This window comes from Lysinibacillus sp. NPDC048646 (assembly GCF_050272295.1).
Classification (GTDB): domain Bacteria; phylum Bacillota; class Bacilli; order Bacillales_A; family Planococcaceae; genus Lysinibacillus.
Window position 1 is genome coordinate 107719 of sequence record NZ_JBNNLZ010000001.1, and the last position, 22241, is coordinate 129959.

Sequence of the window (22241 nt, forward strand, 5' to 3'; positions counted from 1 at the left end):
GTCACCTCGTCTCTTCAGATCTCTCTTGCGCACGTAATTGGCCACATGCAGCTGCTATATCAGAACCTTGCTCTCGGCGGATTGTTACGTTAATACCATTCTTCTTCAATGTTTTTTCAAAAGCAAAAATTTGACTACGAGACGTGCGAACATAATCACGTTCTGGTACATAGTTTACAGGAATTAAGTTCACATGGCATTTAATTCCTTTTATTAGTGCGGATAATTCTTCTGCAATTTCAACTGAATCATTTTCACCAGACATTAAACCGTACTCAAAACTAACACGTCGGCCTGTTTTCTTTGTATAGTAGCGAACAGCTTCCATTAATTCTTCTAATTTATAAGCACGTGCTATCGGCATTAACTTTTGACGTGCCTCTTGGTTTGGTGCGTGTAGCGATACAGCAAAGTTAATTTGTAATTGCTCATCCGCAAATTGATAAATTTTCGGCACGATACCTGATGTCGATACTGTAATGTGACGAGCACCAATATTTAAACTTTTTTCATGGTTGATGACTTTTAAAAAGTTCATCATAGCATCATAATTATCGAATGGTTCACCGATACCCATAATGACGATATGACTTACACGTTCGCCTACTTCATCCAACGTTTGTTGTACTTTAACAACCTGCTCAACTATTTCACCTGCTAATAAATGACGCTTTAATCCACCTAACGTAGACGCACAGAACGTACAACCAATACGACAACCTACCTGTGTTGTGACACACACTGAATTGCCATATTCATGACGCATTAATACAGTTTCGATTGAGTAACCATCTTGTAATTGAAATAAAAACTTAATGGTACCATCTTTTGATTCTTGCTGGATAATTGTTGACAATGTAGTTAAAGAAAAACTTGCCTCTAGCTTTTCACGTAATCCCTTTGATAGGTTAGACATTTCTTCAAAAGTTTTAACACGTTTATTGTATAACCAATCGAAAATTTGTGTTGCACGGAATGGCTTTTCTCCATTGTCCTTTAGCCACTCTTCTAGCTGCATCAGTTGTAATGAATAGACCGATTCTTTTAAATTTGGCTTTTCTTTTTTCGCGCGTCGAACGGGCTTATCTTCTACTTCTTCAACTAAGTCGTTAATACGATCATTAAATTTCTCTGGATCCAGCATTACTGGGATTCTCCTTTTTTACGAAAGGCGGCGACGAAGAAACCGTCACTACCAAAGTCTTGCGGGAAGACTTGAAGCATGCCATTAGCCTGCTTTTCCGCTAATTTTGTTGGTAAAGATTCTAGTTGTATAGCTTCCATTTCTGGATGCTCTTTCAAAAAGGCTTGTACTGTGCCTTCATTTTCTTGTTTGTCGACTGTGCATGTACTGTATACAAGTTTCCCATCTTGCTTCAATACTTTTGTCGCTGCATCCAAAAGCGCTAATTGGATTTTTTGAAGATTTTCTAAATCTTCCTCTCGTTTCGTGTATTTAATATCTGGCTTACGACGCATAACACCTAAACCACTACAAGGTGCATCGACTAATACTGCATCAAATGATTCTAGTTGTAAAAAATCTGGAGCTTTACGTCCATCAATCGGTGCAGTCTCTACTATATCAAGGTCTAGACGCTCTGTATTATGGTCAACTAAGTCTAATTTATGTGGATGAAGGTCAGTTGCTAAAATTGAACCTTCATTATTCATTTTTTCGGCTAAATGTGTCGTTTTCCCACCAGGTGCTGCACACATATCTAAAACGCGCATTCCTGCAGTTGGGTTCAAAACATTCGCTGGTATCATTGAACTTTCATCTTGGATTGTGATAAATCCATCTTTGAATGCTTGCGTGCGGGCAGGCTGTCCATCCGTCACATGTAAACACTCAGGCATAATGTCACTTTGCTTTGCCGTTAACCCTTCAGCTTCTAAGCTGGCAATCGCTTGGTTAATCGTCACCTTTGTAGTATTGACACGCACCGTTTGAACAGGTGGCACATTATTTTCATGGAGCATTTCTGTAGCTACTTCCATACCATAATTATCGACAAAACGCTCTACTAGCCAATGCGGATGACTTGTTTCAATTGCAAGACGCTCAATAGGGTCTTTAATTTCCGCTGTAGTCGGTACTCCTTGGCGTAGAATAGAACGTAAAATACCATTGACCGTAGAAGCGATTCCTTGATGCCCGCGACGTTTTGCAATTTCTACCGCTTCATTGACTGCTGCATGTGGTGGAATACGTGTTAAATAATGCATTTGGTATAAAGATAATCGTAATAACCATCGTACCCAATGATCTAATTTGCCACGTACAAATGGCTCTAAATAGAAGTCAAGCGTCATTTTATATTGAAGCGTCCCATACGTAAGTTCTGTTAAGAGTGCACGGTCCTTCGCTTCAATTTTATGTCGCTTAATCGTTTCATGTAAAAGTAAGTTACTATATGCTTGGTTTTTATCAACTGCTAATAGAATAGACAATGCGGCATCTCGCACATTACCATCCCAAATTACTACGCTTTTTTTACTCATTCAAACTGGTCCCCGATCTGTAATTTTGAACCGGTACCACGCAAATAATCCTCTGCTGTCATGCGTTTTTTACCAGCTGGTTGTATATCATAAAGCGCAAGTGTTGTCTCGTTTCCAGCTGCAACTTCGAAGTGGTCCTTCGAAATGGCAACGACTGTACCAGGAGTCTCATTATGCTTTGTTTTGCCTACTTGTGCCCACCAAATTTTAAAGCTTCCTTCTTCAAATGTTGTATAGGCAACTGGCCAAGGATGAAGTCCTCGTACTTGATTGTATAAAGTTGTTGCATCTTTTGTCCAATCAATTCTTTCCTGTTCACGCGAGATATTACTTGCGAATGTTACCAGTTTTTCATCTTGTACTGTACGCGTATTTGTACCATTTATAATAGAAGGAAGTGTAGCCTTTAATAGATCCCGTCCTACAATGCTTAACTTGTCAAAAAATCCACCTGTATGGTCATCCTCTTCGATTGGAATGGCCTTTTGTGAAATTATATCACCTGCATCAAGTTTTTCTACCATATACATAATTGTGACACCTGTTTCTTTTTCACCATCGATAATTGCTTGATGGATTGGAGCACCACCACGATATTTCGGCAAAAGTGAGGCATGAACGTTTATGCAACCTAGTGAAGGTGCTTCTAGCAGACTCTTCGGCAATATTTGTCCAAAAGCTGCCGTTACAACTAAATCTGGTTGTAAATCGAGTATTTGCTGTAATTCTTCTGAACCACGGAGTTTTTCAGGTTGAATAACAGGTAAACCTAACTCTACTGCTGTTGCTTTCACTGGCGGTGGCGTTAGCACACGCTTACGCCCAACTGGTCGGTCTGGTTGTGTAACGACAGCCTTGATGTCATAGCCTTCTTCGTGAAGCATACGTAATATTGGCGCGGAGAATTCAGGCGTGCCCATAAAAATAATTGACGTCATATTATTCCTCCTCTTCAGCATACATTGCTTCTAGTTCTTCCTCTGTCAAAACGCGTTGGATTTTTGAATCGAAAAGTACGCCATTTAGATGATCGATTTCATGTAAAATTGCTCGTGCATCGAAACCACCAGCTTCTAGCTCATAAACACGTCCCTCTCGGTCACATGCTTCAATTTTCACATATTCTGGACGCTCAACTTCACCATACAATCCAGGGAAGCTTAAACAACCCTCAATATCTACTTCGGCACCATCTGTTTCAATAACAGTTGGATTAATCATTTCCAAGACATCACGTTCCTCACCAAGCTCTACAATTGCTACGCGTAACGCTACATCAATTTGTGGCGCAGCAATACCAACACCATCATATTCCACCATTGTGTCATATAAATCATCTAGTAATGTAATGATGTCTTCATTAATTTCCGTCACTTCCCCACATGGTGTTGACAATACTTTTGCTGGATGCTCTATAACTTTTTTAATCGTCATTTTCGTTCCTCATTTCTGCAGTTAAGGCGCTCTTTCGCCTTTTCTATATAGTAGACGGGTCTAAATCTACCGTCATTAAGATACCTTGTTTAATCCATTCCGCACGATACATCGCAAGCAAGCGTTGCAGTACCGAAATTAGATTTGGTTCAATTTTATATTTTATCAAACATTGATAGCGATATCTATTTTGGAGACGGCTTATACTTGCGGTCGTCGGGCCAATAATCGCTACCTGATTCGACAAATTGCCACGAAGCCAATCACCTGCTCGTCCTGCATACTCAGCCGCCATTAAAACATCCTCGTGTGATACTTGTACAAGTGCCACAAAATAATACGGTGGGTAGCCAGAACGACGTCGCAAGAACATTTCTCGTTCATAAAAAGGCGCGTAATCTTGTGTTTTCGCTAGTTCAATCGCATAGTGCTCAGGTGTATACGTCTGAATAATGACTTCTCCGGGCTTTTCATGACGTCCAGCTCTTCCACTTACTTGTGTTAATAGCTGGAATGTGCGTTCAGCTGCACGATAATCTGGTATATGCAGCGATGTATCTGCACTTAGTACACCAACAAGCGTAATATTAGGAAAATCAAGCCCTTTGGCAATCATTTGCGTGCCAAGCAAGATATCTGCCTGTCCCTCCCCAAATGCTTGCAAAATCTCTTCATGTGCACCTTTATGCTTTGTCGTATCGACATCCATCCGTAAAACTCTCGCCTCTGGAAAAAGCTTATATATTTCTTCCTCTACTTTTTGCGTCCCCGTGCCAAAATAACGAATATGCTCACTCTGACATTGTGGACATATTTGGGGCACGTGTTCTTCATAGCCACAATAATGACATTTCAGCTTTTCCGTTGTTCGATGATAGGTCAGTGAAATATCACAGTTCGGACACTGTACAACCGTACCACAATCACGACAAAGCACAAATGACGAGTACCCTCGACGATTTAGAAACAGCACCATCTGCTCTTTTCGCGCAAGTCTCATACGTATACCTTCTACAAGCTGTTCAGAAAACATTGAGCGATTTCCTTTTTGAAGTTCCTCTCGCATATCTGCTACAAAAACAGTCGGTAACGCTTGGTTCATAGCCCGTTGCTTCAATGTTAATAGTGTATAAACACCTTTTTTAGCCCGAGCAAAAGATTCAAGTGCGGGTGTTGCGCTACCTAAAATAACCGGGCACTTGTAATATTCACTACGCCAAATCGCTACGTCCCTCGCATGATAACGTGGGGAATCTTCTTGCTTGTAAGTCGATTCATGTTCCTCATCTAAAATAATGAGTCCCAAATTAGTAAAGGGTGCAAAAATGGCTGAACGAGCGCCAACGACTACACTCACTTTACCTTGCTGAATTTTACGCCACTCATCATATTTCTCCCCAACAGATAAACCACTATGCATTACAGCAACTAGTTCACCAAAGCGACTTCGGAAACGCTCCGTCATTTGTGGGGTTAAAGAAATTTCAGGCACTAGCATAATTGCTTCTTTGCCTTCTGCTAATACTTTTTGAATCGCTTGTAAATAGACCTCTGTTTTGCCACTACCAGTTACCCCTTGTAATAAAAAGGTCGTTGCTGTTGGTGCTTCCATTGACTTTGTAAGGGCCTGTAACGCAATCGCTTGTTCCTCAGTAAGTGTTAAGGACTGCGTCCGTGTTACACCTTTCGTAAAAGGGTCACGGTAAACTTCTTCTTGGATAAAGCGAGCAGCACCCTTGTCAACAACAGACTGCAATACCGCGGAGGATACACCGGTCTCTTCATAAATTTGCTGTGGCTTTAAAACTTCCCCAAGATGCCCGCGCATCCAATCTATAAGGGTACGTTGCTTTACCGCTCTTGTAGCTGCCTGCATCGCTACATCTAGGATTTGTATATCAGCCGTAATTTTCACCATACGAACTTCTTTCACATTGCCTTGCTGCTTCACGACATTTTCGATTTTCACAAGATGATCTTCAATCAGTTGCTTTAACAGCGGTAGTAATCCAACCTTTTCAAACTCCTTAAAATTGACCTGTCGACGTTTACCAAAAATCACTTGTACTTGTTCTGGCAAAATAGCTTTGTCGTCCTGCAAGTTGACGACTTTTTCATATTTTGCACGGAGTGCGGACGGTAGCATTACTTGCAAAGCATCAATCTCATAACATATTGTTTCGTTTTTCAGCCACTTTGCTAAAGAAAGCATTTCTGCCGTTAACACAGGCTCCATATCTAAAATATGAGAGATTGGCTTTATCTTATTTATTGGAACATCCGTGTCATTTTTTAGCCCCACTACAAAGCCTAGAACATTTCTTGGTCCAAACGGTACCTTTACACGACTGCCCACTTCAATAACTTTCACCCATTCTGTAGGTACCTCATAGTCAAATGGTCGATCAACATGATAAGTTGGAACATCGACGATGACCTCTGCAACAGAAAAACTCATTTGTCCTCACCCAGTAATACGTATGTCCACAAAGCCTTTGCAAATTGCACTGCATTTGTCACTTCTAATACGTTTCCGTTTACTTCAGCTACGTCACTAAAATCAATCCACTCATGTGATACGACAGTCAACATTGGTTCACCAATAACCTCTTGTCCAAAGGTCACTGCTCTTGTCCCTTCAACAGACACTTTAGGCGTACCTTCAATAGTAGGTATATTGGCCGCATGAATGAAATAAGCATGTGGATATTGTTTTTTGTATTGTTCTACCTCTTCAATAAGATCGTACACAGTTGCCCCATTCTCGCCTACAAGGAAAGCAGTTGCCCCAAGTGTCCTTGCCTCTTCAAGTATTGCCAGTCCAATTTTACCGTTCGCTTTTGTACGAATAACATGTTGAGCATCCATTGAAACAAAGACAGCACCAGCAGTCACGAGCACTGTTTTATCTGCAAGTGGCTTTGACTTAGGAGAAAAAAAATCTTTGACAATCGCTGTTATTTTTTCTGGCTCCTCTAAACGTCCTTTACCGACATAACCACATGCTAAAAACCCTTCCGACGGTTCAATAAATTGATAGCCATCTGTCGCCAGTTGTGCCAAATTCCGTTTAACAGCCGGATGATCGTACATATGTACATTCATAGCTGGTGCAATCCACACAGGGGCAGTTGTTGCCAGTAAGGTCGTAGTTACCATGTCATCAGCAATGCCATTCGCTAATTTACCAATGACATTTGCTGTTGCAGGTGCCACTAAAATTAAATCTGCCCAATCAGCTAAATCGATATGGGCAATCACATGTGAGTCCTTTTCATCAAACGTATCGAAAAAAACATCATTTTTTGACATGACTTGAAAGCTCAATGGATTCACAAACTGTCGTGCCGACGCTGTCATGATCACCTTCACATTTGCACCTGCCTGAGATAACTTACTAACAAGTGCTACAGCTTTATAGACAGCAATCCCTCCTGAAACACAAAGTAAAATGTTTTTATTCATATACGATGTCGTCCTTTCAAACGATAAGCTCCCAAAGGAGGATTCCTCGGGAGCTCTCGGCATTCTGTATAAAGTAAAAATTTAATCAGAGATCGATGCAGACGTTGCGACTTAACACCGCAACTTCATAGTACTTCATCTCCACCGATTATTTGTTGAGGTCCACCGGATACAAATCACACATTTGTTACACCATCGAACTTAGGTAAGTTATGTGTTCATTAATCGGGCATAAATGGGGCTTAGTCTCTCACTTACACGCCCACTTATTCTTTGTTTTGGAGCGGCTATCTTAGCTTCCGTTTGTGTAGTATTCATGAAAAACCGCTGAATCAAAGTTAGATTTCGTCTTCGTACACAGCTGACTCGTCTTGTGATACTTTCGTAAGTACACCTGCCGCCACTTCTTCAAGTGCTTTTCCGACATATTTATACGACACGTATTTGTGTAAACGCTCTGTACCATCTTCCTCTTGCATTTGGCGAGCGCGTTTAGAAGCTAAGCTCACTAAAGAATACTTTGAATCAATTTCTTTTTTTAAGGTATCTACTGATGGGTATAACATAGGTTTATTCTCCTCTCAACATTGACAAATATCTTTTTTCGACACGTTCTCTACGACAATGTTCTGCTTTAATAATAGCATTAATGCGGTCACAGGCATTTGTTACTTCATCATTTTCAACAACATAATCATATAAACTCATCATTTCAAGTTCTTCGCTTGCGGTTGCAATTCGTTTCGCAATAACATCTGCTGTTTCTGTCCCACGACCTACTAAACGATCTTTTAATTCCGTTAAACTTGGTGGTGCTAAGAAAATAAATAAGGCATCTGGTGCTTTTTCACGAATTTGCGCAGCACCCTGCACTTCGATTTCTAAAAACACATCACGCCCTGCATCAAGTGTTTCATTTACATAGGTTAACGGTGTACCATAGTAGTTACCTACAAATTCAGCATGTTCTAATAAGCCGCCTTGTTCAATTAACGTTTCAAATTCAACATGTGTCTTGAAAAAATAGTCTACACCATCTACTTCACCTTCGCGAGGATTTCGTGTTGTCATCGAGATGGAATACTCATAATTCGTATTCGGCTGAGAAAATAATTCTTTTCGCACTGTCCCTTTACCTACACCAGATGGGCCAGACAGAACAATTAATAATCCACGTTCTTTTATCATTTATTCTCTATGTCTCCCTTAATTTATAACAGATGCAAGCGTACTATTCGATATTTTGAACTTGCTCACGCATCTTTTCTAAAATTGTTTTTGCCTGAACAACCGCCGCAGATGCTTCTGTCGATTGGTTTTTTGAACCAATCGTATTTATCTCACGGTGTATTTCCTGCATTAAAAAGTCTAACTTTCGTCCAACCGAAATCGTTTCTAGTAACGTTTCTTCCAGCTGACCAAAGTGGCTATCTAATCGGTCTAATTCTTCGCTAATGTCCACACGTTCTGCAAATATCGCTACTTCTGCAAGCAAACGGTCTTCTAACAATGCTCCATTCGCTACTTCTGCAATTCGTTCCAGTAAACGTATACGATATTTTTCAACAGCAAGTGGGGCGTATGAACGTATCTGGTTCACCTGTTGCATTAGCTGTTCTTTATATTGTAAAACGACTTCTTGCAACTCTTGCCCTTCGCGTTCGCGCATTTGTATCAGTTGATTAATGGCTTCAGTTATTGCCTCTTCAACAGCGCTAAGCAAATCCTCTGGTGTTAGCTGCGGTTTTTCCTGTACTAGTGCTTGCTCCAGCGATAATAGCTCTTGCATGGTCCATTTCTCTTCAAGTGGTACTTTACTTGCTAATTGTTCTTTTGCCTTACGATACGCTTCAATTAATGACCAATTAATTTCAATAGATTGCTCGACGTTTTCCAAGTCCTTCACATACACCATCACGTCAATTTTGCCGCGTGACAAAGCTTGTGTAATCAATTTCTTTGCAAAAATTTCTGCTTCAAGCCATTCTTTTGGAAATTTCGCATGAGTTTCTAAAAAACGATGGTTGACCGAGCGCATTTCTACGGTTAATTGAAAGTCTCTTGTTGTTGTGACACCTCTGCCAAAACCAGTCATACTACGCACCAAGGTTCGTCACACCTTTCTTTGCATACTGGGATTATTATAACATAAGCTCTGTCATTTATGACGTCTCACCATAAAAAATTAGATCAATTTCGCCTTGGCGTAATTGCGTCCAGATTTTGAATTGTGCGGGCACAATTCATTCCTTTCAAAATCCGTGACATCCGCCGGAGGCTCTATCTTCATTCAGCAGGTGTTTGGACACCCACTGAAAAGGAACCACATCCGCATTCATCTCACCACCTTTAGAGGTGAGAGTCTTCTGTAGCTGACGCTTTGCTTTCGCTACAAAAAAAATTGCTGAATGAAGATAGAGCAAAAGGTAATTCTACCACATTTGAAGCTATAATTTAATATTCACCTAAAAAATGCTATGATAAACATAAGAAAAGAGCTTTAGTGCCCTGTTTTTCCGGGCACTTCGCCTTTTGCGCTGGAAAGGTTTCACGCGACAGTTACTTGCGAACACGATAGGGACAGCCAATCGGGTCACCAACTAGCTTGCCCAAGGGAGCAAACAGCTATCGTAGTGTGCCATGCGCCAATAACAAAAGAAATACAATGATGCCTTGCATTGTTGGAAAGAGGAATTCATATGGCATTTGATGGCTTATTTACTTATTCGATGACAGCCGACCTACAGCAATTAGTGGCGGGACGCATAACTAAAATACATCAACCGAACGCTCAAGAGGTTGTCTTACAAATCCGTGCGAATGGAGGAAATCATAAATTATTGTTTTCTATTCATCCATCCTATGCACGTATCCACCTTACAGAGCAGACGATAGAAAATCCTGCGGAACCTCCTATGTTTTGCATGCTTTTACGTAAGCATCTTGAAGGCGGTTTTATTTCTTCTATTAAACAGCATGATTTTGATCGCATTATTATAGTAGAAATTGAAAGTAAAAATGAAATTGGAGACCCAATCGTCCGTGAACTACATGCAGAAATTATGGGCCGTCATAGTAATCTGTTATTAATTGATAAAGAACAGAAGAAAATTATCGATAGTTTAAAACATTTATCTCCTGCAGTGAATAGTTTTCGAACGGTATTACCTGGACAACCATATATCGCACCACCCGCACAAGACAAATGGAATCCTTTAACCGTAACGGACGAACAATTAACCGAATTTTTCTCTGAACAGATCGTAGCAAAGGATGTCGTTTCACAATTTGTAGGCTTCTCTCCATTGCATGCAGAGGAATTATTATTCCGAATGCCAAAATCACCAAATATCGTAACGTGCTTCAAGGAGTTTATGTCATCCTTTAATGATGGTGGAAATGAGCCAATGTATGTACTTGCGCATAACAAAACTTATTTCTCCCCTATTGCATTAACACATTTGCAGGGCGAGGCGACTACTTACCCTAATCTACACGAACTATTAGACCGTGTTTTCTTTGCACGTGCAGAACGTGATCGCGTTAAACAACAAGCAGGAGATTTAGAACGTTGGCTACAAAATGAAATTGATAAGTTAACGTTAAAAACGAAGAAATTAAATAAAGATTATGACCGCGCTTCAAAACTAGATCAATTCCAATTGTATGGTGAACTACTAATGGCTAATATATATGCCTTTGAAAAAGGCGTAAAGGAAGTAACAGTCACAAACTATTACAGTGAAACTGCTGAGCAAATTACCATTCCTGTGAGTGAACGTAAAACACCTATAGAAAATGCCCAAAGTTATTATACAAAATATACGAAGGCAAAAAATGCACTGATCATGGTCAAGGAACAATTACAGAAAACAAAGGAAGAGATTGCGTATTTTGAAATGCTTGCACAGCAAGTTCAACAAGCTTCTCCTGGAGATATTGAAGAAATACGTGAGGAATTAGCAGAACAAGGTTATTTAAAATTGCGTCACGCTAAGAAAAAGAAAAAACAATCGAAGCCAGAACCCGAACGTTATATGTCATCTACAGGTGTTCAGATATCTGTAGGAAAAAATAATAAGCAAAATGATATGCTTACATTTAAAATTGCTAAACGTACAGAAATTTGGCTGCATACAAAAGATATACCCGGCTCTCATGTCGTCATACATGCTAGTGACCCAGATGATACGACTTTACGAGAAGCGGCAACACTAGCTGCCTACTTTTCAAAAGCTCGTGACTCCTCTTCTGTCCCAGTAGATTACACAGAAATAAAGCAAGTGAAAAAACCAAATGGTTCAAAACCTGGTTTTGTTATTTATTTTGAACAAAAAACACTATTCATAGATCCAGATGAAACTGTCATTTTACAGTTAAAAAAGCAGTCTTAAAGTGTTAAAATACGATGCAAAATGCATCGTATTTTTATTTTTAACTAACGCCTATGTAATCAGCACTACATGACTATAAAAAAACATATTCCCTTATTGTTTCTTCAGTCGTTGTTCCCTATTTGTCATTAAGCGGAAAAAAACTTGTGAATAATCTGCACTGTTTATGCCTACCATTATTGACTTCACCTCTTCTCAAAGCTAAATTTAAGTATAAAAAAATCTAAACAGCAATTCTGAAAGGGCGAACACACTATGACTGTAGGCAAAAAATTAAGCTTTGGTTTTTTCTCGATTATATTCACTTTATTTATTTCTTTACTTATTATGTTTTTACAGTTCTCTACTATCGAGAAAAAAGTAGAAAATGCACTAGATAACCGAGTTGCCCTAGTGGAGCTAGCAGATAATATTCAATTTGAACTAGCAATGCAAGGCCTTTTCATTCGTGCAATGTTTATTGAGGATACAGTCAACAATAAACAGAACTTCGAAAAGTACTCAAGTTCGCTGGATAAACATGTTGACGAGATGATGAAAAAATCTGATTCCCCTAAAATGGACACATTTGCAAAAGAACTAAATACATACAATGATACCTTTAACAAAGCAGCCGATGAGTTTATAGCGTTACATGATGCTGGCAAATTAGAGGAAGCTTTACTGAAAGTCAATGGCGATGTACAAGAAGCAAACAGAGGACTATTAGAAGTCTCCGATAAAATTGTGGGCTACCAAAAGAATCAGTTAAGTAAAGTGACCGAAGAATCTAAACAAGCCGTAAGAAATTCTCAAATAATTTCTGTTATTGCACTTGTAATTGGGGTAACGCTTGGATTATTCCTTGTCTTTTATGTGCAACGTACGATTTCTCGTCCTTTAAAAATAGTTGTAGCGGCTGCCAACAATATCGCAAACGGTGAGTTACATCAGCAAGATATTTCTTTTCAATCAAAAGATGAAATTGGTCAACTCGCAGTAGCTTTTAATGCCATGAAAAGTAATTTACGTAGCCTATTAACAAATATCCAGGATAATTCAGCGCATTTATCTGCTTCTGCCGAAGAATTAACTGCTTCTACAGAAGAAATTTCTGCTACAACCGATGAGGTTAATGCACGCATTAATGAAACAGCCGAAGCTGCGAGCGTTGCTACGGCAGCAGCCAATGAATGTGCACATGCAATGGATGAAACTGCAACAGGTGTACAACGTATTGCTGAGGCAACCCAACAACTTCACGCTAGTGCAGTTGAAACATCAGAAGTGGCGAATACTGGTAACACAGCGGTTGAAGAAGCTAAGCAACAAATGAACGTAATTTATGATTCTACGCAAATTATTAATAATCTCGTACAAAAACTGAGTAAGCAATCGGAAGAAATAAGCAATATTACAGAAGTGATTACTGCTATTACCGATCAGACAAATTTACTGGCACTTAATGCAGCCATCGAAGCTGCACGTGCCGGTGAATATGGTAAAGGTTTTGCTGTCGTAGCAGATGAAGTCCGTAAATTAGCTGAAGAATCGAAGCAATCAGCTAATCAGATTGTAGCTTTAACACAAGATATTCAACATGATACGCAAAATGTAGAACATGCAGTGACAGACGGTCTCCAATCTGTAACTGATGGGGTGAGGATTATTGGTAATGCTGGTCAAGCCTTTGTGTCAATCGTCACGGCGATTGGTACAATGACAGATCAAATCGAAGATATCTCTGCTACATCAGAAGAAATTTCTGCAAGTGCCGAACAAGTGGCTGCGTCAGTTGCTGAAATCGCACATGGAGCTTCTACTAGTGCCGCACATACCCAAATTGTTGCTGAGGCAATGAAAGAACAAGTCGATACCATGCAACAAGTGAACTTTGTTGCTACAGATTTAAGTGAAAAGTCTTTAGATTTACAAAGTCACATAAATCAATTTAAGCTGTAACCAGAAAAACTGCGCATTTCAATTGTAGAAATGCGCAGTTTTTTCTATGATGTGCGCCTTAACTATCTGAATAAATTATTTCAAAAAAATATTTCCTATCCCTAAATATCGTATTTTCCTTTAAAAACAGTAGATTTTTTCTTACATATCCTCTTAATCTCTTTTTTAAGTCATTCATTAATATAATCCTAGATAAATACAAAACAAGATTCTTATATATCATTAATAGATAATATTATTCATGTTTTCCGATAAGATATTACAAAAAATTTCGTTATAAAAAAACCAAAAAACTTAGTTTTACAAAGATCTTCTACAAATCTTATAAATTCCTCAAGGTATTACAACCGTGACTTTTGATTCATTTTTTAAATAGCGATAATATTATCAAAAAAATAGGAATTTTCCGTATAGTAAGTCATTTTTTCGTTTTTATTTTATTTTTGATATATAATGTTAGAAAATATCAAATTTTCATCATTTAATCACTTTCGTTCATTAAAGTGGTAAATCGAAGAAAATTATTATTCTAGTCAATGTCAGATAATACTATATAAATTTGAATCTTTTTTATTTTGTACACAATGACTTTTTTGGTATATTAAATAGGAGCTTCACAAAAGGCTTAAAAATTATATAAGGGGGATTCACATGAATAAGAACAAAAAGTTTTTATTACTAACAGTCCTTGCAGTATTTTCTCTAGTACTTGCTGCATGTGGCTTCGGCGGAGATTCGTCAGATAATTCAAAAGACGATAAAAAAGATTCTGGTTCATCAGAAACTGCTTCTTCTAAAGAGTTAAAATTAGTTGTAGCTTCTGAGCCACCATCTTTACATCCACAACTTGCAACAGATTCTACATCTAGTGCAGTATTAATTAATGTATTTGAAGGTCTAACTCGTTTAGATGCTGATGGCAAACCAACTCCAGCAATTGCTGAAGACTGGGAAGTTAGTCCAGATGGTTTAACTTACACATTTAAATTACGTGATGCAAAATGGACAAACGGAGATCCAGTAGTAGCTGGCGACTTCGCATATGCATGGAAATGGGCTTTAAATCCAAATAACCTATCTGAATATGCTTCTGTATTTTACCCAATCAAAGGCGCTGAAGCTTACAATCTAGGCGAAGGTTCTGCTGATGATGTAGCGATTAAAGCTGAAGATGACAAAACTTTAGTTGTAACTCTAGCAAATCCTACTGCTTATTTCGTAGAATTAACTGCTTTCAAAACTTACCTACCTCTTAACCAAAAAGTTGTTGAAGGTAATGACGAGTGGTACACAGATGCTGGTGAAAACTATGTAACTAATGGTCCATTCACATTAGACACTTGGAAACACAATGATTCATTAGTTCTGAAGAAAAACGCTGATTACTGGGATGCTTCAAATGTAGCATTAGAAACAGTAAACATCGGTATGGTTGAAAACGAATCAACTGCTGTTACTATGTTTAAAAAAGGTGAAATCGATTATTTAGGTTCTCCTTACCAAACTGTAGCTCTTGATGCTATCGATGGTTTCAAAGCTGATAAATCTTTACAAATTGCTGACTATGCAGCGATTTACTGGTACAAATTCAATACAAAAGACAAAATCACTGAAAACGCTAACATTCGTAAGGCGTTAACTTTAGCAATCAATCGTCAAGGTTTAATTGACAACATTACTAAAGGTGAACAAAAACCTGCGTTAGGTATGGTTCCTTCTGCTATCTCAGGCTTTGAACAAGATCGTGGTTACTACAAAGATAACGATATGGAAGGTGCAAAAGCTGCACTTGAAGCTGGTATGAAAGAACTTGGTATTACAGATCCAAGTCAAATTAAAATCAATGTTTCATTCAATACATCTGAGGCACATGCTTCTATCGCTCAATACATCCAAGAAGGCTGGAGCAAAAACCTTGGTATTACTGTAGGTCTTGATAACTCAGAATGGCAAGTATATTTAGAAAAGCTTAATGTTCTAGACTACCAAGTTGGTCGTATGGGCTGGATTGCAGACTACAACGATGCTTACACATTCTTAGAAATGTATGACACAGCTGAAAACGGTAACAACGATACTGGTTGGGAAAATGCTGAATACAAAGATTTATTGAAACAATCTGTCGCTGAAATTGATCCTGCTAAACGTCTTGAACTTTTAAAACAAGCAGAAGCAATTGCTATGACTGAATTACCGATTGCACCAATTTATTACTACACAAACCTTTATGTGAAGAATGATAAGGTACAAAACATGGCTCCTGACCGCATTGGGAATATCCAACTTAAATCAGTTGACATTAAATAATTCAGATTTAAATTAAATTTTATTTGTAAAGCTCTACAGCGAAGAGCTGCCCCGTAGTCGACTTCGACTAGCGGGTCAGCTCTTTTTAAAATACGAAGGCATATATTTGTCTGAAAATTGACAAATAGAAGGAGGAGTTTCATGTGATTAAATATATTTTGAAAAGGCTGATGTATATACTTCTCGCGCTTTTCGTCATCGTAACGGTAACGTTTTTCTTAATGCGCCTTGCTCCTGGTAGTCCATTTGCAAGTGAACGTAATTTCCCGCCTCAAATTGAGGAAAAGTTAAACGAAACGTATGGATTAAATAACCCTTGGTATATTCAATATAAAGATTATTTAATCGATACGGCCACTTTCAATTTCGGTGAGTCTATGAAGTATAAAGCGCGTTCTACAAATGATATGATTTCTGAGAGCTTCCCAGTTTCTTTAACTTTAGGGATTGAAGCTATGCTATTGGCAGTTGGATTCGGTGTATTAATAGGCGTAGTTTCCGCGCTTTATCATAATAAGTTCCCGGATTATTTGGCAACGTCCTTTGCGGTGCTCGGTATTTCTGTACCATCATTTATTTTGGCTGGATTAATGCAGTATTTCCTAGCATACAAACTTAATTTATTCCCCACTAGTGGATGGAATGGCTTTATATATAGCGTATTACCTGCTTTAGCCATTGCATTCACTCATATGGGCTTTATTGCTAAGTTAACTCGCTCAAGTATGCTTGAACAAAACAATAGTGATTATGTAAAAATGGCACGTGCCAAAGGTCTTGGTAAATGGACGGTTGTCTTCCGTCATACATTACGTAATGCCCTTTTACCTGTCGTTACTTATTTAGGTCCATTAACTGCTGGTGTCGTTACAGGTAGTTTCATTGTGGAACAAATTTTCGCAATCCCTGGACTTGGTAAGCACTTCGTTCAAAGTATTACAAACCGTGATTATACAGTTATTATGGGAACGACTGTTTTCTACTCAATCATCCTTTTATTTGCGGTTCTCATCGTAGATATTTTATACAGTGTAATCGATCCGCGAATTAAGTTGAAGGGAGCAAAAAAATAATGACGCAACAACCAATTGACAAAGATATGTTTAAAATTGTCGGTGGAAATCATGAGGCAACAGAAAAATTAGCCGATAAATCCGTTTCCTTCTGGAAAGAAGTTTATATCCGTTTTTCACATAATAAAATGGCGATTTTTGGTTTAATCGCGTTGGTTATTATTATTTTAATGGCGATTTTTGCACCAATGTTATCTCAATACAAATACAGCGATCAACTTGGTGTTTATAATGCCCCACCTTCTGCTGAGTTTTGGTTTGGAACAGATGATTTAGGTCGTGACATTTTCGTTCGTATTTGGGCAGGTGCACGTATTTCCCTGTTCATCGGTATTACCGCTGCAGTTATTGACTTAATTATTGGTGTTCTTTGGGGAAGTATTTCAGGTTTAGCTGGCGGTCGTGTTGATAATATTATGATGCGTATTGCTGACGTATTAACTGCTGTTCCTTACCTATTAGTTGTTATTGTTTTACTTGTTGTATTACAACCAGGTTTAGTTCCAATGATTATCGCCCTTTCGATTACAGGCTGGATTAATATGGCTCGTATCGTCCGTGGTGAAGTATTATCCATTAAAAATCAAGAATATGTACTTGCTGCCCGTACTTTAGGTGCAAGCACAGGTCACTTAATCTTAAAGCATTTAATTCCCAATGCACTTGGTGCGATTTTAGTAACTATGACATTAACAATTCCATCTGCTATTTTCACAGAGTCATTCCTTAGTTATCTCGGACTTGGGGTTCCTGCTCCGAACGCATCTTGGGGAACAATGGCATCAGAAGGAAATAAAGCGATTGCTAATGCTCCATGGCGTTTGATTTTCCCAGCAGTGTTTATCTCACTGACAATCTTTGCGTTTAACGCAGTCGGTGATGGCTTACGTGATGCACTAGATCCTAAACTACGTAAATAAGGAGGTGGCTAAAAATGAGTAAAAAAATATTAGAAGTAAAAGATTTAAAAGTAAATTTTAAAACCTACGCAGGTATTGTACATGCCGTACGTGGTGTAAGCTTTGATTTAAGTGAAGGTGAAACATTAGCGATCGTTGGAGAGTCTGGTTCTGGTAAAAGTGTTACGAGTAACGCTTTAATGAAACTAATCCCACAGCCACCTGGCATTTATGATTCAGGACAAATTTTATTCAATGGCCGTGATTTAATTCCGTTAAGCGATAAAGAAATGTCCAAAGTACGCGGAAATGAAATTGCTATGATCTTCCAAGATCCGATGACGAGTTTGAATCCGACAATGAAGGTCGGACGTCAAATAACTGAAGTAATTTTACAACACAAAAAAGTTTCGAAAGACGAAGCGAAAAAACGCGCGATCGAACTATTAACACAAGTAGGGATTCCGTTCCCTGAAAAGCGTTATAATCAATATCCACATGAATTTTCAGGTGGCATGCGACAACGCGTTGTTATCGCTATTGCGCTTGCGGCTGATCCAAAGCTTCTCATTGCCGATGAGCCTACAACAGCTCTAGATGTAACAATTCAAGCACAAATTTTAGAATTAATGAAAGAAATTCAAAAGAATTCTAAAACATCTATCATCTTCATTACGCATGACTTAGGCGTAGTTGCTAACGTTGCTGACCGAGTTGCCGTTATGTATGCTGGTCAAATCGTAGAATACGGTACAGTAAACGATATTTTCTATAATCCAAAGCATCCTTATACATGGGGATTACTTGGCTCAATGCCAGACTTAGATAATAATGCCGATGAGCTGTTACGTACGATTCCTGGTTCACCACCAGACTTAATTCACCCACCTAAGGGAGATGCTTTTGCGGCTCGTAATGAATTCGCAATGGCCATTGATTATGAACAAGAGCCACCTATGTTCCAAGTGAGTGAAACACATTTTGCAAAGACTTGGTTATTGCATCCTGATGCACCAAAAATTCCACTTCCAGATGCTGTTGCTAAACGTATCGAGGGCTTTCTAGCAAAGGAGGAACAGTTCAATGACTAAATCGGGTGCAAAGAAAATACTTGAAATTAAAAACTTAAAGCAACACTTTGGAACTCCAAGTAACCCTATTAAAGCAGTTGATGGTATCAGCTTCGATGTATATGAAGGCGAAACACTTGGACTTGTTGGTGAATCTGGTTGCGGTAAATCGACGACTGGTCGCTCTATTATTCGTCTATATGATATTACAGGTGGCGAAATTATTTTCGACGGTGAAAACGTACATGGTAAAAAATCTAAGAATGATTTAAAGAATTTCAATCGTCAAATGCAAATGATTTTCCAAGATCCATACGCGTCTTTAAATCCTCGTATGACAGCCGGTGAAATCATTAGTGAAGCTTTTGATATTCATGGCCTTTATAAAAACAAAGTAGAACGTCGTGAAAAAATTACTCAGCTACTTGAAGCTGTTGGTTTAAACAAAGAGCACGCTAACCGTTATGCTCACGAATTCTCAGGTGGTCAGCGTCAACGTATCGGAATCGCGCGTGCTCTAAGCTTAGACCCTAAGTTTATCATTGCCGATGAACCAATCTCCGCGCTTGACGTATCCATTCAAGCACAAGTTGTTAACTTATTAAAACAACTACAAAAAGAACGCGGCTTAACTTATCTTTTCATTGCCCATGACTTATCCATGGTAAAATACATCAGTGATCGTATCGCTGTTATGTACCGTGGGCAAATCATGGAAATCGGTAAAGCAGATGATATTTATAATCATCCTGTGCATCCATATACAAAATCATTATTATCAGCAATTCCACTGCCAGATCCAATGTCTGAAAAGCGTCGTCAACGTATTCCATATCAGCATACAGAAGTAGACGATAGTGCGACATATCATGAAGTCGGCGAACAACATTACGTTTATGGTACTTCTGACATTGTAAAGACTTGGATTGCCGAAAGATAGTAACTTTATCCATCCTACATTTATTGTTGGATGGATTTTTTCATGTCCTTACTAGGCGTTTATCCATTATTGCGCATTCTTCTGTGTTTTCAAGATAAATATAAAAAAATATGACACCTAAAAAAGTAGTTATTCATTACTTTTTTAGGTGTCTATACCTTTAGTGAATACCAAGATACAACGTTAGCTAATGATTTTACGTAACTAGATCGCTTACCTTCTTGATTTAGGGTTCATAGCATCTTTCAAGCCTTCCCCAATAAAGTTTATTGATAAAATCACTAATGTAATAGCGATTGCAGGTGGCATCCATATCCAAATCTTATCTCTAAGGACATCAGAGTTCCTAGCTTCAGCTAACATATTCCCCCAGCTTGGTGTATCTGCTGGGACACCAAACCCTAAAAAACTTAAAGCAGATTCCGCTACAATTGTTACTGCCATTAATAAGGTAGCCTGTACAATAATGGTTGAAGCAACGTTAGGTAATAAATGTTTCATGATTATGTTCGATGATTTACAGCCAATAGATTTTGCAGCTAAAATATATTCATTTTCTTTTTCAGCAAGAATTCGACTCCTTACAATCCGGGCAACACCCCCCCAGCTTAAAATCGAAATGACAAAAATCAATGTCCATAAACCTGAAACTTTCCCTACAAGAATCGTATTTAAAACGATAACAAATACTAAAAATGGGAACATTAAGACAAAATCAGTAAAACGCATTAAAATTTGATCTAATTTGCCCCCAAAATACCCTGATATTGAGCCCATAGTTGTCCCAATCAATACAATAAAAAACATACATCCCAATCCCACTGTTAATGAGGACCTTCCAGCATAGAGCATCCGTGTAAAGACATCACGTCCATTTGTATCTGTTCCAAGCCAATGCTCACTAGAAGGCGGCTGGCTAATTTTCATGAAATCTATTCGAACAATATCTTTTGTCGTTATATAGGGTGCTAAAAAAGACAGAATGATAACGATTACTAAAAATATAAGACTAACCATCGCTAATTTATTTTTAACGAACTTTCTTCTTGCAATCACCCATGGAGAGGGGCTTTTATTTGGTGTTTTTGATGTTGAAACTTCTTGATTTGTTACGATCTCCACATGTGTCCCCTCCTTAATCTAGTCTAATTCGCGGATCTACTACACCATATAATAAATCGGCTATTAAATTCCCAAAAAGTGTTAAGAATGAAAGTAACATAGTTATCGACATCATTACTGCATAGTCTCTACTACCCACAGAGGATAAGAAGAGTGCACCTATTCCCGGATAAGTAAAAATTGTTTCTGTAATCACCGCACCACTGATTAAAGTGGCGATATCAAAACCAAGAAATGTAACGATCGGAATAATCGAATTTCTTAAAATATGTTTATTATAAATCCTAGATTCTTTCGTTCCTTTTGCTCTTGCTGTCCTTACAAAATCTTTTCTACTATTTTCAATAATATCGTTTCGTAAAAATTGCGTATAGGAAGCCGTTCCCATTAATCCTAATACGAGGGCAGGTAATAACACATGATGAAACCTGCTTTGGTAATACGCCCATGTTCCCTCCTCTAACCCAACACCTACTGAGCCGCTGAATGGGAACCAGCCTAATTTAAACGAGAAAAAATAAATGGCAACAATTCCCGCTACAAATGAAGGGATTGCTAATGCTAAATAATTATAGGAAGCAATTACATTATCACCGAGTGTATAAGGTTTTCTCCCCGCATACATGCCCATGATAAAAGCAAAAATATACGTGAAAATTAATGACGTTATGGCCAGAAATATTGTATTCGGAATTCGTTGTGCAATCACTTCCATTACAGATTTTTTATAGACCGTTGATTTTCCAAAATCCCCTTGTACAAAATCAGTAATCCATCTTCCGTATTGCACGATAATTGGATCATTATAGCCTAATTTTTCTCTCATTTCTTCGATGTATTGTGGGTTTGTATTTGATGGATCAATTTCTCCCCCAAACGGATCTCCTGGCATCATTTTTGCTAAGAAGAACACAACTACTGAAATAAGGAGTAACAATGGAATCATGCCGAGTAGTCTTCGAAGTGTGTATTGAAGCATGTGACGTCCCCTTATCAAATAAAATTTTACTAATAGCAGGCCCCCTTTATAATCTAGGGGGCTTAATATTAGTAAGTTTTTTCTTCTTTTGAACACAGCTAGCTTACGGGGT

18 protein-coding genes are annotated in these 22241 nt (G+C 38.4%); 7 read left to right on the top strand and 11 right to left on the bottom strand.

The features are described from left to right. Nucleotide 1: 1 nt before the first annotated feature. From rlmN to ACQKII_RS00580, 9 genes are all read right to left on the bottom strand, one after another. Nucleotides 2-1144, bottom strand: coding sequence for a 23S rRNA (adenine(2503)-C(2))-methyltransferase RlmN (rlmN, locus tag ACQKII_RS00540; RefSeq protein WP_427455308.1), 1143 nt, complete (start codon nucleotides 1142-1144; stop codon nucleotides 2-4). After that, nucleotides 1144-2505 (bottom strand): 16S rRNA (cytosine(967)-C(5))-methyltransferase RsmB, encoded by a 1362-nt coding sequence (gene rsmB / locus ACQKII_RS00545; RefSeq protein ID WP_427455310.1) that lies wholly within the window; start codon nucleotides 2503-2505, stop codon nucleotides 1144-1146. Before rsmB ends, rlmN begins: the two co-directional genes overlap by 1 nt. Beyond that, nucleotides 2502-3443, bottom strand: a complete 942-nt coding sequence (gene fmt / locus ACQKII_RS00550; RefSeq protein WP_427455312.1) for a methionyl-tRNA formyltransferase — start codon at nucleotides 3441-3443, stop codon at nucleotides 2502-2504. The genes rsmB and fmt overlap by 4 nt, the downstream gene beginning before the upstream one ends. 1 nt (nucleotide 3444) lies before the next feature. Beyond that, nucleotides 3445-3939 carry a peptide deformylase gene (gene def / locus ACQKII_RS00555; protein WP_427455314.1) on the bottom strand — a complete coding sequence of 165 codons (495 nt, stop codon included), beginning with the start codon at nucleotides 3937-3939 and terminating at the stop codon, nucleotides 3445-3447. A 43-nt stretch (nucleotides 3940-3982) separates the two neighbouring features. Then, on the bottom strand, nucleotides 3983-6397 hold the full coding sequence (priA, locus tag ACQKII_RS00560) for a primosomal protein N' (RefSeq protein WP_427455316.1): 2415 nt from the start codon (nucleotides 6395-6397) through the stop codon (nucleotides 3983-3985). Then, nucleotides 6394-7404 carry a bifunctional phosphopantothenoylcysteine decarboxylase/phosphopantothenate--cysteine ligase CoaBC gene (gene coaBC / locus ACQKII_RS00565; protein WP_427455318.1) on the bottom strand — a complete coding sequence of 337 codons (1011 nt, stop codon included), beginning with the start codon at nucleotides 7402-7404 and terminating at the stop codon, nucleotides 6394-6396. The genes priA and coaBC overlap by 4 nt, the downstream gene beginning before the upstream one ends. 338 nt (nucleotides 7405-7742) lie before the next feature. Further along, a complete protein-coding gene (rpoZ, locus tag ACQKII_RS00570) occupies nucleotides 7743-7970 on the bottom strand; it encodes a DNA-directed RNA polymerase subunit omega (protein WP_427455320.1) in 228 nt (75 codons plus the stop codon). A gap of 4 nt (nucleotides 7971-7974) precedes the next feature. After that, nucleotides 7975-8592, bottom strand: a complete 618-nt coding sequence (gmk, locus tag ACQKII_RS00575) for a guanylate kinase (RefSeq protein ID WP_427455322.1) — start codon at nucleotides 8590-8592, stop codon at nucleotides 7975-7977. A 43-nt stretch (nucleotides 8593-8635) separates the two neighbouring features. Next, complete coding sequence (locus ACQKII_RS00580) at nucleotides 8636-9511, bottom strand: YicC/YloC family endoribonuclease (protein ID WP_427455324.1); 876 nt, start codon at nucleotides 9509-9511, stop codon at nucleotides 8636-8638. Nucleotides 9512-10103: 592 nt separating this feature from the next. Here ACQKII_RS00580 and ACQKII_RS00585 point away from each other — a divergent pair. From ACQKII_RS00585 to ACQKII_RS00615, 7 genes are all read left to right on the top strand, one after another. Further along, nucleotides 10104-11798, top strand: a complete 1695-nt coding sequence (locus ACQKII_RS00585) for an Rqc2 family fibronectin-binding protein (RefSeq protein WP_427455326.1) — start codon at nucleotides 10104-10106, stop codon at nucleotides 11796-11798. Between the two features lie 255 nt (nucleotides 11799-12053). Further along, nucleotides 12054-13739 carry a methyl-accepting chemotaxis protein gene (locus tag ACQKII_RS00590; protein WP_427455328.1) on the top strand — a complete coding sequence of 562 codons (1686 nt, stop codon included), beginning with the start codon at nucleotides 12054-12056 and terminating at the stop codon, nucleotides 13737-13739. A 651-nt stretch (nucleotides 13740-14390) separates the two neighbouring features. Continuing rightward, nucleotides 14391-16046: a peptide ABC transporter substrate-binding protein gene (locus tag ACQKII_RS00595; protein ID WP_427455330.1), complete on the top strand. Its 1656-nt coding sequence runs from the start codon at nucleotides 14391-14393 to the stop codon at nucleotides 16044-16046. Between the two features lie 143 nt (nucleotides 16047-16189). Beyond that, complete coding sequence (locus ACQKII_RS00600; RefSeq protein WP_427455332.1) at nucleotides 16190-17119, top strand: ABC transporter permease; 930 nt, start codon at nucleotides 16190-16192, stop codon at nucleotides 17117-17119. Continuing rightward, nucleotides 17119-18039 carry an ABC transporter permease gene (locus tag ACQKII_RS00605; RefSeq protein WP_427455334.1) on the top strand — a complete coding sequence of 307 codons (921 nt, stop codon included), beginning with the start codon at nucleotides 17119-17121 and terminating at the stop codon, nucleotides 18037-18039. The genes ACQKII_RS00600 and ACQKII_RS00605 overlap by 1 nt, the downstream gene beginning before the upstream one ends. A gap of 14 nt (nucleotides 18040-18053) precedes the next feature. Next, nucleotides 18054-19109, top strand: a complete 1056-nt coding sequence (locus tag ACQKII_RS00610) for an ABC transporter ATP-binding protein (protein WP_427455336.1) — start codon at nucleotides 18054-18056, stop codon at nucleotides 19107-19109. Beyond that, nucleotides 19102-20028 (top strand): ABC transporter ATP-binding protein, encoded by a 927-nt coding sequence (locus tag ACQKII_RS00615; protein WP_427455338.1) that lies wholly within the window; start codon nucleotides 19102-19104, stop codon nucleotides 20026-20028. The genes ACQKII_RS00610 and ACQKII_RS00615 overlap by 8 nt, the downstream gene beginning before the upstream one ends. A gap of 213 nt (nucleotides 20029-20241) precedes the next feature. Here ACQKII_RS00615 and opp4C read toward each other — a convergent pair whose 3' ends face one another. Together opp4C and opp4B are read right to left on the bottom strand one after the other, a co-directional pair. After that, on the bottom strand, nucleotides 20242-21150 hold the full coding sequence (gene opp4C / locus ACQKII_RS00620; protein WP_427455340.1) for an oligopeptide ABC transporter permease: 909 nt from the start codon (nucleotides 21148-21150) through the stop codon (nucleotides 20242-20244). Nucleotides 21151-21163: 13 nt separating this feature from the next. Further along, the gene (gene opp4B, locus ACQKII_RS00625) at nucleotides 21164-22129 is read right to left on the bottom strand and encodes an oligopeptide ABC transporter permease (protein ID WP_427455341.1); all 966 of its coding nucleotides are present in this window, start codon (nucleotides 22127-22129) and stop codon (nucleotides 21164-21166) included. Nucleotides 22130-22241 lie beyond the last annotated feature (112 nt).